At 41.2% G+C, this 15,648-nt stretch carries 15 protein-coding genes; 11 read left to right on the forward strand and 4 right to left on the reverse strand.

All coding sequences use genetic code 11. The features are described 5' to 3' along the window. Nucleotides 1–30: 30 nt before the first annotated feature. Nucleotides 31–756 (forward strand): HpsJ-like protein, cyanoexosortase A-associated, encoded by a 726-nt coding sequence (gene hpsJ-A, locus AACU33_RS34665; protein ID WP_339376446.1) that lies wholly within the window; start codon nt 31–33, stop codon nt 754–756. A 138-nt stretch (nt 757–894) separates the two neighbouring features. Here hpsJ-A and rpe read toward each other — a convergent pair whose 3' ends face one another. Continuing rightward, nucleotides 895–1,602 (reverse strand): ribulose-phosphate 3-epimerase, encoded by a 708-nt coding sequence (gene rpe, locus AACU33_RS34670; RefSeq protein WP_096594775.1) that lies wholly within the window; start codon nt 1,600–1,602, stop codon nt 895–897. Between the two features lie 179 nt (nt 1,603–1,781). On the opposite strand from rpe, the gene AACU33_RS34675 reads away from it, so the two are divergent. Both AACU33_RS34675 and AACU33_RS34680 read left to right on the forward strand, forming a co-directional pair. Next, nucleotides 1,782–3,398: a S8 family serine peptidase gene (locus tag AACU33_RS34675; RefSeq protein ID WP_096594776.1), complete on the forward strand. Its 1,617-nt coding sequence runs from the start codon at nt 1,782–1,784 to the stop codon at nt 3,396–3,398. Between the two features lie 596 nt (nt 3,399–3,994). After that, nucleotides 3,995–5,323 carry a serpin family protein gene (locus AACU33_RS34680; protein ID WP_096594777.1) on the forward strand — a complete coding sequence of 443 codons (1,329 nt, stop codon included), beginning with the start codon at nt 3,995–3,997 and terminating at the stop codon, nt 5,321–5,323. Nucleotides 5,324–5,458: 135 nt separating this feature from the next. On the opposite strand, the gene AACU33_RS34685 is transcribed toward AACU33_RS34680, so the two are convergent. Continuing rightward, nucleotides 5,459–6,637 carry an AI-2E family transporter gene (locus AACU33_RS34685; protein ID WP_096594778.1) on the reverse strand — a complete coding sequence of 393 codons (1,179 nt, stop codon included), beginning with the start codon at nt 6,635–6,637 and terminating at the stop codon, nt 5,459–5,461. 109 nt (nt 6,638–6,746) lie between these two features. Here AACU33_RS34685 and AACU33_RS34690 point away from each other — a divergent pair, with 109 nt between their 5' ends. Continuing rightward, on the forward strand, nt 6,747–7,184 hold the full coding sequence (locus AACU33_RS34690) for a hypothetical protein (protein WP_096594779.1): 438 nt from the start codon (nt 6,747–6,749) through the stop codon (nt 7,182–7,184). Between the two features lie 282 nt (nt 7,185–7,466). Further along, nucleotides 7,467–8,891 carry an LCP family protein gene (locus AACU33_RS34695; protein WP_096594780.1) on the forward strand — a complete coding sequence of 475 codons (1,425 nt, stop codon included), beginning with the start codon at nt 7,467–7,469 and terminating at the stop codon, nt 8,889–8,891. A gap of 274 nt (nt 8,892–9,165) precedes the next feature. Here the strand turns inward: AACU33_RS34695 and AACU33_RS34700 are convergent, their stop codons facing one another. Next, nucleotides 9,166–9,318 (reverse strand): hypothetical protein, encoded by a 153-nt coding sequence (locus AACU33_RS34700; protein ID WP_339376447.1) that lies wholly within the window; start codon nt 9,316–9,318, stop codon nt 9,166–9,168. Nucleotides 9,319–9,750: 432 nt separating this feature from the next. Between AACU33_RS34700 and AACU33_RS34705 the strand changes: the two genes are divergently transcribed. The 6 genes from AACU33_RS34705 to AACU33_RS34730 all read left to right on the forward strand — a co-directional run bounded on the left by AACU33_RS34705 (nt 9,751) and on the right by AACU33_RS34730 (nt 15,238). Next, nucleotides 9,751–11,166, forward strand: a complete 1,416-nt coding sequence (locus AACU33_RS34705) for a nicotinate phosphoribosyltransferase (protein ID WP_096594781.1) — start codon at nt 9,751–9,753, stop codon at nt 11,164–11,166. Between the two features lies 1 nt (nt 11,167). After that, a complete protein-coding gene (locus AACU33_RS34710; RefSeq protein ID WP_096594782.1) occupies nt 11,168–11,770 on the forward strand; it encodes a nicotinate-nucleotide adenylyltransferase in 603 nt (200 codons plus the stop codon). Beyond that, on the forward strand, nt 11,731–12,477 hold the full coding sequence (locus AACU33_RS34715; protein ID WP_096594783.1) for an NUDIX hydrolase: 747 nt from the start codon (nt 11,731–11,733) through the stop codon (nt 12,475–12,477). The genes AACU33_RS34710 and AACU33_RS34715 overlap by 40 nt, the downstream gene beginning before the upstream one ends. 100 nt (nt 12,478–12,577) lie before the next feature. Further along, complete coding sequence (locus AACU33_RS34720) at nt 12,578–14,323, forward strand: NAD+ synthase (RefSeq protein WP_096594784.1); 1,746 nt, start codon at nt 12,578–12,580, stop codon at nt 14,321–14,323. Nucleotides 14,324–14,775: 452 nt separating this feature from the next. Beyond that, the gene (locus tag AACU33_RS34725) at nt 14,776–15,042 is read left to right on the forward strand and encodes a toxin HicA (RefSeq protein WP_096594785.1); all 267 of its coding nucleotides are present in this window, start codon (nt 14,776–14,778) and stop codon (nt 15,040–15,042) included. Continuing rightward, nucleotides 15,026–15,238, forward strand: coding sequence for a type II toxin-antitoxin system HicB family antitoxin (locus AACU33_RS34730; RefSeq protein WP_096594786.1), 213 nt, complete (start codon nt 15,026–15,028; stop codon nt 15,236–15,238). Before AACU33_RS34725 ends, AACU33_RS34730 begins: the two co-directional genes overlap by 17 nt. A 96-nt stretch (nt 15,239–15,334) precedes the next feature. Here AACU33_RS34730 and AACU33_RS34735 read toward each other — a convergent pair whose 3' ends face one another. After that, entirely contained in the window at nt 15,335–15,643 is a 309-nt protein-coding gene (locus tag AACU33_RS34735) for a hypothetical protein (protein WP_096594787.1), read from the reverse strand. Nucleotides 15,644–15,648 lie beyond the last annotated feature (5 nt).

Genomic DNA, 15,648 nt, shown 5'->3' on the forward strand with positions numbered 1-15,648 from the left:
CCGATCTGTCTTTTTTATTGTGCTAGAAACATGACTAAATCAAGTAGCGATAAATTCATTCCCGGTTTGGTACAAGAATTACAAGAGTTTGCTTTTAGCCAAGTAGGCTCAACCAAAATTTTGCGAATGCTTGGCTACGGACTGCTGCTATTAGCATTGTTCGATGTCGCTGAAATGCTATTTCCGCCAAGATTTATGAATCCAGTGTGGGAATTTCAAACTTTTGGCGCAATGGTGGAACGCGTACCCGTACCTTTAATTGGTTTAGCGCTGATATTTTATGGCGAAATGCATTCCCGAAACAAATGGGAATTCCTTAGCGTCAAGCTATTATCTTGGTTAACTTTAGTGTTGGCTATAGTCTTTTTGTTACTTGTACCTTTAGGAATTGGTAACACTGTTCGCCTCAGTAAACAAAATGCAGCACAAATTACTAATGTATCCAAACAACAACTATCCCAAGCGGAACAGGTAGAACAAAGACTCAGTGAAGCTACACCAGAACAAATCAATCAATTATTGAGATCGCAAGGTCGTTCATCAGATGGTAAAAGTACCCAAGAAGTAAAAACTCAAATTTTGTCAGAGGTTTCTAAAGCTAAATCACAAATTAAGAATCAAGCACAAGCGACTGAAGCTTCTCAACGTCAAAGCTTACTCAAGAGTTCTGTTAAATGGAATCTTGGAGCTTTAGTGTCCGCAGCTTTATTCTTTAGTTTTTGGAAAGCAACTTCATGGGCAAGAATCAGTAGATGATAATAATATAAAAAGTTTGTCAGTGCCTGAATCTTTGAGAAATTTTTTATCAAAATTCAGATATTACAAGCCTCTGTAAAAAAATAGGGTGGGCATTGCCCACCCTATTTTCGTGTATCGCCATTAATTCAATATGGATTACACTTTAGCTAGTTCTGGTGTAGGACGTTTACTGTTGCGAATTGCTGTAATTGCCTCGGCATAATCGGGAGCGTTAAATACAGCTGAACCAGCAACGATCGCATTAGCTCCAGCTTCTAAAACCTGCCAAGTATTATTGGCTTTCAGTCCGCCATCTACTTCAATCCAAGGATCGAGTCCGCGTTCATCACACATCTGACGCAACTTAATAATTTTGGGAACTACAGCCGGAATAAAGCTTTGTCCGCCAAAACCGGGGTTGACGCTCATAATTAAGATTAAATCGCAGAGTTCCAGTACATACTCAATAAAATCTAAAGGTGTGGAAGGATTGAGTACCACTCCGGCTTTTTTACCTAGTTCTTTGATTTGTCCGAGTGTGCGGTGTAAGTGCGGCGAAGCGTTGTGTTCGGCGTGTACTGAGATAATATCAGCACCTGCTTTAGCGAAGCCTTCTACATACTTTTCTGGCTCCACAATCATTAAGTGGACATCCAATGGCTTCGTTGTCACCGGACGAATCGCCTCCACAACCAGAGGACCTATTGTAATATTAGGTACAAAACGACCGTCCATTACATCAACATGAATCCAATCTGCTCCCGCCGCGTCAACAGCGCGAACTTCATCACCTAAACGGCTAAAATCGGCTGATAGGATAGACGGAGCAATTACAATGGGCTTTTGAGATACGTTTTGGGTCATGGTTAGTGGGTTTTCAAGCATCCTCGTCTGTAAGCATTGTAACAAAATATTTAGCAATCGCTCATAAATTTGATCTTAGTTTTATGAGAGATGAGGGATGAGTAAGGGAGGTAGAAAGCAAGGGATAAGGAAGAAAAGGACGACCAATGACAAATAACAAATGACTATTGACTTTAACTATGTATAAAAAACTAACTTGGCTATTTTGGGGATTGAGTGCTTCTTGTTTGAGTGCGCCAGTATTAGCCTCAGCTTTACAAACTTCTTTAGGAACCAACGGTATTGATGCTCTGAGGCTACATCAACCTCCTTATAATTTAAGCGGTCGTAAGATTGCCATTGGTCAGGTAGAAATTGGTCGTCCGGGAATGTTTGGTTGGGATAAAGCAGTGTCTAAAAATCGTGCTGTATCCTTAGCAGGAGTTTTCTTACGTAATGGCCCAGCTAAATCAAATAGTGGTGTTGACTCTCACGCTTATAATGTTGCTGGTGTAATGGTCAGTAAAGACAAAGCTTGGCCGGGAGTTGCTCCTGAGGCGCGATTGTATTCTTCGGCTGTTGGCTCTACCAAAAACATGGGACAACCAGAAGAGTGTTTATCAGCACAACACATTGCATTACAAAATGGTGGTGATATTCGTGCCATTAATTTTAGTTTTGGCGAACCGCTAAATCGCGATCCGCGTCCTGAAGCTATTTTAGATGGCAATGCTTTGCTTACCCTCTGTATTGATTGGTCTAGTCGCGTTCATGATGTCGTGTATGCGATCGCAGGCAACCAGGGGAAAGGTGGAATTCCTATTCCTACAGATAATTTTAATGGAGTGAACGTGGCTTTTTCATCCCGCCGAGAGGGGATTTTTAATAAAGTTGACGTTTCTAATCTCGCAGGCGCTTACCTGGGAGTAGGTGGTAGGCTAGCGGGAAAGGAATTTAATGTTGGTGAACGTCGTGCTATCAGTTTAGTTGCACCTGGTAGTAATATTCCTTTGCTCAATCCAGATGGCAAAGTCAATAAGGTTACGGGTACAAGTTTTGCCGCACCTCACGTTACAGGAACCGTTGCTTTATTGCAGGAATATGGCGATCGCCAGTTGCGCACTAAACAACTTCACTGGAGTATCGATTCTCGCCGTCATCAGGTTATGAAAGCTGTCTTGCTCAATTCCGCAGACAAGTTGAAAGATAGCGGTGATGGTTTGCGCTTAGGAATGACCCGAACAATTGTTGATAAACAAAATCAAGACTGGCTAGGTTCTGATGCTTATCAAGATCCAAAAATTCCCTTAGATGCGCAAATGGGAGCCGGTCATTTGAATGCATTTCGCGCTTATCAGCAATTTAGCGCAGGTCAATGGCAACCATCAGCTGCTGTACCTGCTATTGGTTGGGATTACCGGACAGTAGATACGCTTGCACCTGTAGAATATGCCCTAGCAAAACCTTTAAAACAAGGCAGTTTTGTAGCGATTACTTTAGCGTGGGATCGCTTGGTAGAACTCGACGATAAAAATAAAAATGAGCTTTATGATATCGGAGATACATTCCGCGATCGCGGTTTAAATAACCTCGACCTCTATCTGGTCAAAACTGATGCTCAAAATCCAGATGCTGGTACTGTTTGCTCATCCATTAGTCCAGTTGATAGTGTAGAACACATTTTTTGCCCTGTTCCTGCTAATGGAAATTACAAAATCCGCGTCCAAATGCGCCAACAGGTCAACGAAGCCACTCAACCCTATGCTTTAGCTTGGTGGACTGTACCTGTTAGTTCTATTGGGGAATTGAGAAAATAAATAGAGTCAAGGGTCAAAAGTCATTTCTCCCTTGTCCTCCTATCACGATTTTTGCCTCAGTACTTTAGTGCTTTCAAATATAATGAGGGGTCTAACCCAACATACTTTTATAGCCAATATCTGCTAATGAGTAAAATATTAGATGTGTCAAGAATTTCAAATGCATTTATCGATGCGAAATTGAGCGATAAGAAAGGAGTATTTATACTTGTTGGGGGATAGAATGTACAAAAGTTTATTCTCAACAAAGTGTACCTTGAGCTAGATAAGCTTTGCACACAATTCAAAACCAAATTATAAGAATTTATTGATTACTACAAACTCAATGCCAAGCGATCGTTGAGTTATTTTGTAGTTTAAAATACGGTTATCTAAAAATTAGGAACTAATTAATCATCATCTATTTATCTTAACTATTCAATAAACTATGAGTAGCTGATAGTAGTTCTGTTGAATTTCAGCAAATTATTTACTGTTACCAAAACTGTAACCGCCAATTAGTTTTGCCTTTGTAAATGCCATAGTTAACAATTAACACGTCATTAGCGTCGATCTTAAAAGACGGCTAAAAAATCTATGGCGAACGAGGTGGCAGAATGAATCAGCAGAAATTTAGTGGTGTGAAAGAAAATTTCCTGCAAAGACGTTACGGTGTTCGGTTAGGAAGACGTTATGTGCTAGCGGCTGCTGGCGTTGTGCTTTTGGGTGTAATAGGCTGTTCTCAGGTTAATGGAGATACGAGCGCACTAGCCCAATCTCGTTTGCCTAATTCCGAGTTACCCTTGCCAAAAAAAACCGCTACCCCGGATACAAAATTAGTTAATGCTAACAATAAATTTGGCTTCAAACTATTTTCAGAAGTTCTGAAACACGAAAGTGGTGAAAAGAACATTTTTGTTTCGCCTTCGAGTGTAGCGATCGCCTTAGCCATGACCTACAATGGGGCAAGCGGCTCTACACAAAAAGCTATGGCGAAAACCCTAGAATTACAGGGTATGAGTTTGTCAGAAATTAACTCATCTTACACAGCATTGAAGAAGCTATTAGAAAATCCTGATGCTAACGTCAAACTGACTATTGCTAACTCGCTGTGGGCTAATAAAGATGCCACCTTACAGCCAGATTTTCTTCAGAGAAACCAGGAATTCTATAAAGCTCAGGTAACGAATTTAAATTTTCAAGATGCGGCAGCACCTAATACTATCAATAACTGGGTCAAAGATAATACGCAAGGAAAAATCAACAAAATAGTTGATAGAATCGATCCAGATCAAATGCTATTTCTGATTAATGCCATATACTTTAAGGGAAAATGGAGCAACGAATTTGATAAAAGTCAAACTGCTACATTGCCTTTTTACTTAGCATCTGGACAGCAAAAACAACACCCGATGATGTCGCAAGATGGCGACTATCGATATCAAGAAAATGAACAATTTCAGGCACTAAGCTTACCTTATGGTAAAGATGGTAAAGTTAGCTTATATATCTTTCTGCCTAAACAAAACTCAAACCTGCAAGCTTTCTACCAGAACTTAAATGCTGAGAACTGGGAAAAATGGATGGCTCAATTCCGGCGGCGGGAAGGATTGATTCGTTTACCTCGGTTTAAAACTGACTACGACGTTACCCTCAACGATGCATTAAAAGCTTTAGGTATGGAAGAGGCTTTTACCAATAAAGCTAATTTCTCTGGTATCGGTAAAAACCTTGCAATTAGCCAGGTGAAGCATAAAACTTTTGTGGAAGTCAACGAAGAAGGTACTGAAGCAGCCGCCGCAACTTCCGTAGGAATAGTGCCAACATCTGCTATGCAAAAGCCAGAACCATTCAAAATGATTGTTGACCGCCCCTTCTTTTGTGCTATTCGGGATAATCAAACAGGTAGCGTGTTGTTTATGGGTTCAATTATGAACCCAGAGTAGGAAAGTCAATAGTCATTTGTCATTGGTCAAGAGTCCAAAGTCAAAGGTCAAAGGTCAAGTATTTCATCTCCCACTGCCCCCTTGTCTTCCTTGTCTCCCTTCTCGCCTCTTTTCCATCAGAACTCCCTGCTTTCACTACGGTGATGTAGCTTCAGATACGCTCAGGGGATTTTTCGCTTCAGCTTTTGGGGATGCTTCTGGTGCAACGGTTGCAGCTATTTCCCCAGAATTGGCATATTCATCAGCATCGCCATTCAGTGCCGCAGGACGTATGACACTGATAGCGGTTTTAATCACCACAGCAGTGGGTACTGCGACAATTACACCTAGAAGACCCCCAATTCTCGCCCCTGTTAAAACTGAAATTACTACTAAAGCTGGGTTTAAACCTGTAAAACTCCCTAAAATCCGGGGTGCAATTAAATTTTCCAAAATTTGCTGGACGATAACTGCTGCCATTAAAACTCTAGCCCCCATCCAGAAATCTTGCAGCGACACTAATAAGGTAGTTAGGGCAATCCCGACAGAACCGCCAAAGGGGACGAGGGCCATAATGCCAATAGTTAAGCCAAATAACAAACCAAATGGCACTTTCAACCACAAAAATGTCGGAATGAGAGCTGATGCCATACAGGTAGATAAAATCAGCTGGGTGATAAAGAAATTTTGAAAGCTCAGGCGTACTGTTTGGGAGAAAGGCTCGCGAAATTTTGAGGGTAGCCATTCTACTAAACTTTGCCAGAGTTCACCGCCATGCTGTAAAAGATAGAAAGTCAAAATCATCGTCAAGACAAAATCTAGCAAACTAGTGACTGTGACTACAGCTAGATTGAGAACTTGTCCGGCGATCGCTTGCAATTGTCCCTTGACGCGATCGTTAATTTGCACGACTAGCGCATCCAGGTTGATCGGTAAGCCAAAAACTTCTGCTTTCTCGTTTAACAGCATCAGCTGGGAACGTCCTGAGTCAATTAACTCCGGTAAGCGAGCCACTAGTTGCTGTGCTTGGGTAAGGGCTAGCGGAAACAGGGTGACACCCAAGGCTAATAAAATTGATAAAGCCAATAAAAACACTAAAATAGCAACCGGCTCTCGCCTCGCACCGTGACGCTCCATCCAGCTAACGGGGTAGTTGAGCAGAAATGCTAGCACTGAGGCTCCGACTAAAATGACTATCAAGGAGTGGAAATAATTAAAAATTGACGAAATGGCCCAACCATTAAGTACTAACAGCGGAATAAATAACGCGATCGCTCCGATCCGCGCTATGGGTGTTAGTGTTTCCCACCAGTCGAGTAGCTTGCGTGTCTGCATCTTTAGCCGATTACAGGATAGAACTAAATAAAAATCCTTCTTTACAGCTTATTATCTCTAACTACATCACTCTCATTCATCCTCCTAGTTTAGGATTAGAATCAACCAAATGGAAAATTTTCAATCAAATCACAATTCGTCGGCATCCGATCGCGGGGACTGGGGAGAAGGGGGACAACCCCACGACCAATTCCTAGACTCAGCCACCCCTAAAACCCAGCTGCTGATCTATCTAATTCCAGTGATTGGCTTTTTCCCTTCTTTGTGGACTCTCTATCGCCATCAAGGAAGTCGGGAACAACTAGCTGCAAGTCGCCTGTCTATTACTTTGGCATTTACCTGGTTTTTGGGATATCTGTTATTAGCAACCGGGGCTGAGAATTCAGAATTGTTGGGAATGCGACTGTTAATCCTCAATAGCTTTTTGACTTCTGGGTACTTTTTGATAAGTCTTTGGTTAATTTTTCGGATTATTCAGGGCAAATCTAGCCGTTTGCCAGGGTTTAGCCGCTTTGCCGAGCGAGTAGTTGGCAAGTATTTATCTTAAATGCTGGGTGATAATTAGGCCAGTAGTTTTACTTAATTTTTTGCCAGATTTAAAGATTATATCTTCAGAGATCTGGTCAAAGTCGTTTATTGTTGTCATACTGCAATAACACATCATCCAATTTATCGAAAAAACAGAAAAAGACTGCTATAAGTGTTGTGGTTGACACAACAATAAAAAAGTTAGCACTAATAATTAAGAATTAGCTAGTATGGTTTGATTTGTCTGCATATTTATTAGTCTGCAAATGTACCAATTCGATCGTTAAGTGTGAGGATATCTGTGACCACTCAAAGAACTTCGGCGGAAGAAAACCCATCAGCAAAGGTCTCCAAAGCTAGCAAGAAAATTGCCCAAAACTCTAAATCAGGACGTTGGTTATGGTTTTGGGTGGGTATGAGCGGTATTGCGATGGTTTCAGCTACAGCAGGGGCACTGTTAGCAGTTTCTTTGACTAGTACGCCTTTGCAACAAGCCCAACTTAGCCCCCAAGAAGAAGCAGTATTCGATGGCGATCGCATTTCTGGAGGTGGGTTGCGATTTTCAGAATTAACTCGTCCTGTAAATATTTTAATTATGGGAATGAGCGTACTTCCACCAGATATTCAAAATCCTCCCGCCGAAACTAAAAATCTGAAGTACTTGCCTCAGGTAAACTCCTTTGATGGTCTTTCCGATGTCATGCTCTTGATCAAATTCGATCCAGAGACAAAAAAAATGATCATGCTTTCTATTCCTAGAGATACCCGCACAGAAATAGAAGGGCATGGAATGCAAAAAATTAATCACGCCAATCTCGAAGGCGGGCCTGCCTTAACTGCAAAAACTGTCAGCAATCTCTTAAATGGAGTAGCAATCGATCGCTATATCCGGATTAACGTTTTGGGAGTTGCTAAATTAATTGATGCTCTGGGTGGGGTGACAGCCTACGTTCCCAAAGATATGAAGTATCAAGATGATTCCCAGCATTTGTACATCAATTTGAAGGCAGGTAAACAACATCTTAATGGCGATCAAGCACTGCAATTATTAAGGTTTCGCCATGATGAACTCGGAGATATAGGACGGATTCAGCGGCAACAAATGGTACTCCGTGCTTTGATGGATCAGTCACTTAATCTGGGAACTGTAGCTAGATTGCCAAAAGTGCTTGATGTAGTTAAAGAACACATAGATACTAACTTGACTGTTGAAGAGTTGGCAGCACTAGTGGGTTTTGGGGCGCGTACCAATCGCTCAAATATGCAAATGTTAATGGTACCTGGTCGCTTTAGCGAGAAAGGTGAATTTGATGCTAGCTATTGGTTGCCAAATAGAAGTGCGATCGCCAAATTAATGGCAAAACATTATGGCGTGGAATCAGAACAAGCACAAGAACAACAAACTATTGAACCAAGTTCTGTGCGTGTAGCAATTCAAGATAGCACAGGTAGCGATTCTGCTACTCTACGACCTTTAATCAGATCGTTGGAAAAAGCTGGATATCGCAATATTTATGTATCTAAGCCTTGGAGCGAACCTCTCGATGTGACTCATATTGTTGCTCAACAAGGTGATGGCAATAGCGCCGCATCCATTCGCGATACCTTAGGATTTGGTGAAGTACGCGTGGAAAGCACCGGTAATCTCGCCTCTGATATTAGTATCCAAGTGGGCAAAGATTGGTTGCAACAAAAAGCTCTGCTAGAAAAGTCTACTCAACCTTAAACATTGCTATAGCCCTGATGAGAGACTCTAATTAGCTTTTAATTATCATGCTGCACTACCTAAATTAAAATTTGACTTTTGTTAAGTTCCTATTCAACTTAGGTAAAATTCAAAAAAGAATACAAGCCCCAAAATTTATGGTAATTCTCTATTTAGAATTTACTGAAGGGGTTGGCCTACTGCATCTCTACATTATTAAACAAAAAGGCGTGAGTTTTTACTCACGCCTTTAGTTTATTAATTTGGAAATATCTCATTATGACTAATCTATTATTTACCAATAATCTGCCATACCTTTTTTGTAAGGATCGCCTGTAAATGGTTGAACACCGATCGCAGGATAAGCATCATCATTAGGGCCAAAAATCCGCATTGCAGCTTCAGAAATAAACTGGGTTATGCTAGCGATGATTCTGGAAATAGCCATAATCTTAACCCCTTTTTAGAGTTGCTTTAATTGCTGATGTCTATACTTTAGTTCTGTTATTCTGCGCTTGCTTAAATCCTCAATATATCAACAACCTCTGCAATGCTTTTACAGATATGTTTGCAATACTTAAGCTTCTTTGCAGGCTCAACTTCTGCGTTTAATTCTAATTGTAAACACCTATTTTTTTAAACTGCTCTCACAAAGATGCTGCTAATTTAAAAAAAATCTATCGTTACATTTCATTATACTTCTAGCCAGTAACTTTCTATATTGTTAACTATAACTATTAAAAAATATTAAATAAAGTGTGAAAATTCGATTAATCTGTTCGTTTATCCCCAAAAATCGAAGCGGCTAAATAAGACTTGACAATATTTATGGTAAAAACTACCATAAATATAACAAGCATTCTTGTAAGGACGCTCCGGTATGACTACTTTCCCGGACTTGGAGATATATCCAAACCATCAACAACAGCAAAGTTACCCCAACCAGGAACTAAATTTTGCGGCTGTTGATTACAGCCTTTTGACTGACCTTTACCAGCTAACGATGGCTGCTTGTTATACAGGTGAAGGTGTAGAACAGAAACCAGCCAGCTTTGAGTTATTTGTGAGGAAGTTACCAGAAGATTTTGGCTATTTAATTGCGATGGGGCTAACCCAAGCCTTGGAATATTTAGAAAAATTGCGTTTTAGTTCCTCACAAATAGCAGCTTTGCAAGCGACGGGAATTTTTAGCCATGCAAGCGATCGCTTTTGGTCGTTGCTAGCCGAAGGGTGTTTTACTGGAGATGTCTGGGCAGTACCAGAAGGAACCGCCGTGTTTGCCAATCAGCCATTCTTGCGGATTGAAGCGCCGCTTTGGCAAGCACAGTTAGTAGAAACCTATTTATTAAATACGATTAATTATCAAACCTTAATTGCCACCAGAGCAGCAAGAATTAGGGATGTAGCCGGAGAACAAGCAACACTTTTAGAATTTGGTACGAGAAGGGCATTTAGTCCCCAAGGTTCGTTGTGGGCGGCGCGGGCGGCCTTAGCAGGAGGGTTGGATTCAACTTCTAATGTGTTAGCCGCACTACAACTCAATCAAAAGCCAAGTGGTACGATGGCTCACGCCTTGGTTATGGCACTATCAGCAATGGAAGGTACTGAAGCACAAGCTTTTAGCGCCTTTCATCGATATTTTCCGGGTGCGCCATTGTTGATTGATACTTACGATACGATCGCAGCTGCCCAAAAATTAGCCGAAAAAGTCAATTCCGGAGAAATGCATTTAACTGGAGTCAGGCTAGACTCTGGAGATTTGGTGAGTTTGTCCAAACAAGTGCGATCGCTTCTTCCTAATGTGACAATTTTTGCTAGTGGCGATTTGGATGAATGGGAAATTGCCAGATTAAAAGCAGAGGGTGCAGAAATTGATGGCTATGGATTGGGAACGCGACTAGTTACAGGTAAGCCTGTCAATGGAGTTTACAAACTTGTCGAAATTGATGGTATCCCTGTCATGAAAGAATCCCGTGACAAAGCTACCTATCCCGGACGCAAGCAAATTTTTCGCTCGTTCTCTGAAGGCACAATCAAAGTAGATAGATTGGGATTAGCTATAGAAACGCCTTTGGGTGAAGAACCTTTGTTGCAACTGGTGATGAAACAAGGGAAACCTCTGCAACCGCCAGAGTCTTTGGCAACAATTCGCCACCGTACCGCCGCCTCAGTCGCTAGTCTACTGCCAGAAACACGGCGATTAGATCGTCCTGTATCAGTAAATGTAGAGATTTCTGCTGAGTTGCAAGATTTGACACAACAAACTCACAAACGAATCGCAGAGGCACAGAAGTAAGATGAAGAGAATTGCTTTGTTTGGTACTAGTGCCGATCCACCAACTGCTGGACATCAGGAGATTCTTAGTTGGTTGTCTGAGCGTTACGATTGGGTAGCGGTTTGGGCGGCGGATAATCCTTTTAAAAACCATCAAACAGTATTAAGACATCGGGCAGCAATGTTGCAATTGTTGATTGCGGATATCCAGACATCAAAGCACAATATTGCTTTAGAACAGGAACTAAGTAGTTTCCGCACCCTAGAGACAGTCGCAAAAGCGAAAGTTCGTTGGGGTGAAGATACTGAGTATACTTTGGTCATTGGTTCAGATTTACTGAGTCAACTACCCCGTTGGTATCAAGTTGAAGATTTGTTGCGGCAAGTGCAATTATTAGTAGTGCCGCGACCGGGATATGCGATAGATGAGTCTAGTTTAGAGGGAGTGCAAAAGCTAGGCGGGAAAATTGCGATCGCCAGCTTGACTGGACTAGATATTTCCTCAACAGCCTATCGCGAACATGGAGATTCCCAAGCGCTTACCCCCTCTATCGTCGCTTATATTAATCGAGAGCATTTGTACAAATGCCAGGACGCAACCACAAAAAGTTTCCAACTCCGGTAAATCAACAACCTTTGGCTGATTTTAAAGTTGGTGTCGATAATGTAATTTTTTCTGTAGATACCGCCCAAAATCGATTGCTTGTGCTTCTGGTGATGCGACAACAGGAGCCATTTTTAAATTCTTGGAGTCTTCCCGGTACTTTGGTTCGTCAAGGCGAATCTTTAGAAGATGCTGCCTATCGAATCATGGCTGAAAAAATCCGCGTGAACAATCTCTATTTAGAGCAGTTATATACCTTTGGCGGCCCGAATCGCGATCCGCGAGAAGCCACTGATAGTTATGGCGTGCGTTATCTCTCGGTGAGTTATTTTGCCCTAGTGCGGTTTGAAGAAGCAGAACTAATTGCCGATGGCGTCACTGGTATAGCTTGGTATCCTGTGAAACAATTACCTCAATTAGCTTTCGACCATAATCAAGTTTTAGCTTACGGACACAGACGGCTGCGCAACAAATTGGAGTACAGTCCGGTAGCTTTTGAAGTTTTACCAGAAATGTTTACTTTAAATGATTTATATCAGTTATACACCACAGTTTTAGGCGAAAACTTCTCTGATTATTCTAATTTTCGGGCGCGTCTACTCAAGTTAGGTTTTTTGTGCGATACCGGAATTAAGGTATCCCGTGGTGCTGGTCGTCCGGCGAGTTTGTATAAATTTGACGCCGAAGCTTTTGCACCCTTTAAGGATAAGCCTTTGGTATTTATTTAACTGCAAAGTCAAGAGTCCAGAGTCAAAAGTCAAAATCATTGACCATTGACCATTAACTATTGACCTTGACCCTTGACCCTTGACCCTTGACCCTAAACTTATGAAAATTGCGATCGCTCAACTTAATCCTAAAATTGGTGATTTAACAGGTAATGCCCAACAAATTCTGCAAGCAGCGCAAAAAGCAGTAGCATCTGGTGCGCGGTTGCTACTAACGCCAGAACTTTCTTTGTGCGGCTATCCTCCAAGGGATTTATTACTAAATCCTAGTTTTGTAGAGGCGATGAATACTACCCTGAAACAATTGGCGAGAGATTTACCGCCAAATTTAGCTGTTTTGGTAGGAACTGTAGAAGAAAATCTCAAAGCCCATTCTACAGGCGGTAAGTCTTTATTTAACAGCATTGCTTTATTGCTTGGCGGACAGGTAAAGCAAGTTTTTCACAAGCGGCTTTTACCTACTTATGATGTATTTGACGAATACCGCTATTTTGAACCAGGGTTACAAGCTAACTATTTCACCTTAGATGATATCCATATTGGTGTCACTGTTTGCGAAGACTTATGGAATGATGAGGAATTTTGGGGCAAACGCACTTATGCAGTCAACCCGATCGCGGATTTAGCAATTTTGGGTGTCGATTTGATTGTGAATTTGTCTGCCTCACCCTACACTGTCGGCAAGCAGAGATTTAGAGAACTCATGCTCAAGCATAGCGCGGTACGTTTTCAACAGCCGATGCTCTATGCTAACCAAGTCGGTGGCAATGACGACTTGATATTTGATGGTTGCAGTTTTGCTTTAAATCGCCAAGGTGAAACTGTATCTCGTGCCCGTGGATTTGAAGCAGACTTAGTAATAGTTGAATTTGACGAAAAACAACGGGATTTTAAGACAGGTAAATTAGCACCCTTATTTCAGTCTGAAGACGAAGAGATTTGGCAGGCTTTGGTTTTAGGCGTGCGCGATTATGCCCGTAAGTGTGGATTTTCTCAAGTAGTATTGGGTTTAAGCGGGGGAATTGATTCCTCATTAGTAGCTGCGATCGCTGTGGCTGCACTTGGTAAAGAAAATGTCTTCGGTGTCTTGATGCCTTCTCCCTACAGTTCCGAACATTCCATCAGCGATGCTTTGGCATTAGGGGAAAATTTAGGTATAAAAACTACTATCTTACCAATTGCCGAACCCATGCAAACCTTCGATCGCACCTTAGCGGAGTTATTTGCTGGCACAGAGTTTGGCATTGCTGAAGAGAATCTGCAATCGCGAATTCGGGGTAACTTATTAATGGCGATCGCTAATAAATTCGGCTATCTGCTTTTATCTACCGGCAATAAATCAGAAATGGCGGTTGGTTACTGTACCCTTTATGGTGATATGAATGGCGGGTTAGCAGTAATTGCAGACGTTCCTAAAACTCGTGTTTATTCAATTTGCCATTGGTTAAACCGTAAGGGCGAAATCATTCCGCAAAATGTCCTTACCAAAGCACCCAGCGCTGAACTCAAACCAGGCCAAGTCGATCAAGATTCTCTCCCACCCTATGAAATTTTAGATGACATCTTAGAACGCCTGATTCACAAACACCAATCAGCAGCCGAAATAGTCACTGCCGGACACGACCCAGTAATCGTAGACAGAGTTGTCCAAATGCTTGCCCGTGCCGAATTCAAACGCCGACAAGCACCCCCAGGCTTAAAAATCACCGATCGCGCTTTTGGTACGGGTTGGCGAATGCCAATTGCTAGTAGCTGGGCTGCTTTAAAAAATGCCTCCCAAGCTAAAACCAGCCTTCCTCCAACCTTAGTAGGTGGGGATGGCAAAGATGACAATTTGCGAATATAGTAGACATCTTGCAAAAACCCGAATCAAGACAAAAATTAACCACAGATAAAAACTTATTTATCTGTGGTTAATATCCAAATTTCTAACTTATGTAAAAAGTCAAATAGTCATACTAGCAAATTGGCATTATCAATACTCTGCGTACCTCTGCGCCTTTCTCACTGTTCCTCTGCGTTTAAAAAATTCACTCCCTGATGCACAGCGATACCAACTTCAAAACCTCATGTGATTTTTATTTTTTCGGAGTGATTAAGCTGCGTTAAATATCAAATTCATCTTTACCTTCTCCTACTCTCAGTTCAATTTACAAAAAGCAAACTCATCTGCAAAAATAAATGTAGATTTGTGAGACATTGAGTGTTTGCAAGTAGCATTGTATTACATTTATCAAAACAGCAAGACACTCTCAAATAAATATGAGACTATAGAAGCAGTTAAACATTCTCAAACACGTGAGTCAACCAGACCCAATCTTAGCGAAAATCCTAGCGGGGACTTCTGATACAGCAATCCCTTTCGCTCAACTATGGCAACTATTAAACAGACTAGGCTTTGATGAGCAAATTCGTGGTGGAAATTATATCTTTACCAAAAAAGATATCCAAGAAATCTTAAACCTACAACATAAAAAAGGCAAAGCTAAAGCCTACCAAGTGAAACTAGTGCGTGCAGTCATTCTGAAGTACCAGATAGGAATTAAAAATGAACCTTCGCTATGAAATAATTCTCTACTGGAGCGAAGAAGACCAAGCATTTATTGCCGAAGTTCCAGAACTACCCGGATGTGCTGCTGATGGGGAAACTTATCAAGCAGCACTACAAAATGTCCAAATCATTATGCAAGAATGGCTAGAAATTGCTCAAAGATTAGGGCGTCAAATTCCTGACCCTAAACTACGTTCAGTGACTACCTAAGTGAAGAAAAGTTTTACTATTAGAGTGGGCAATGCCCACCCTACAAAATGTGTATTCAAATCATTTGAAACCTTAAATCCTGTATGATAAATTGGTTTATTTATCTTGTCGCTCAAATAATTCTAATAACCCAAGCGTACCAACAAAAAAAGTGTAAGTAGCATATTGTATTGGCAACTTATTTTTGGAAGGTGCATAAAAAGCTGCTATAACAGCCTCAACTAAATGACAGCTTACAGCAAAGCGCTCAATCCAAAAAATTGGATTCAGACTGCTGGGTACTGAAATATTATTTGCGATCGCATAAATATTCCATAATTCTAAGCCAATCGCACTAGTTATTAAAACTATAGATATAACTTTTATAATAGGTGAAATTGTTTGCTTTATAGCTTGGAAATTCATGATAT

Source organism: Calothrix sp. NIES-2098 (assembly GCF_963875125.1).
Taxonomy (GTDB): Bacteria; Cyanobacteriota; Cyanobacteriia; order Cyanobacteriales; family Nostocaceae; genus Aulosira.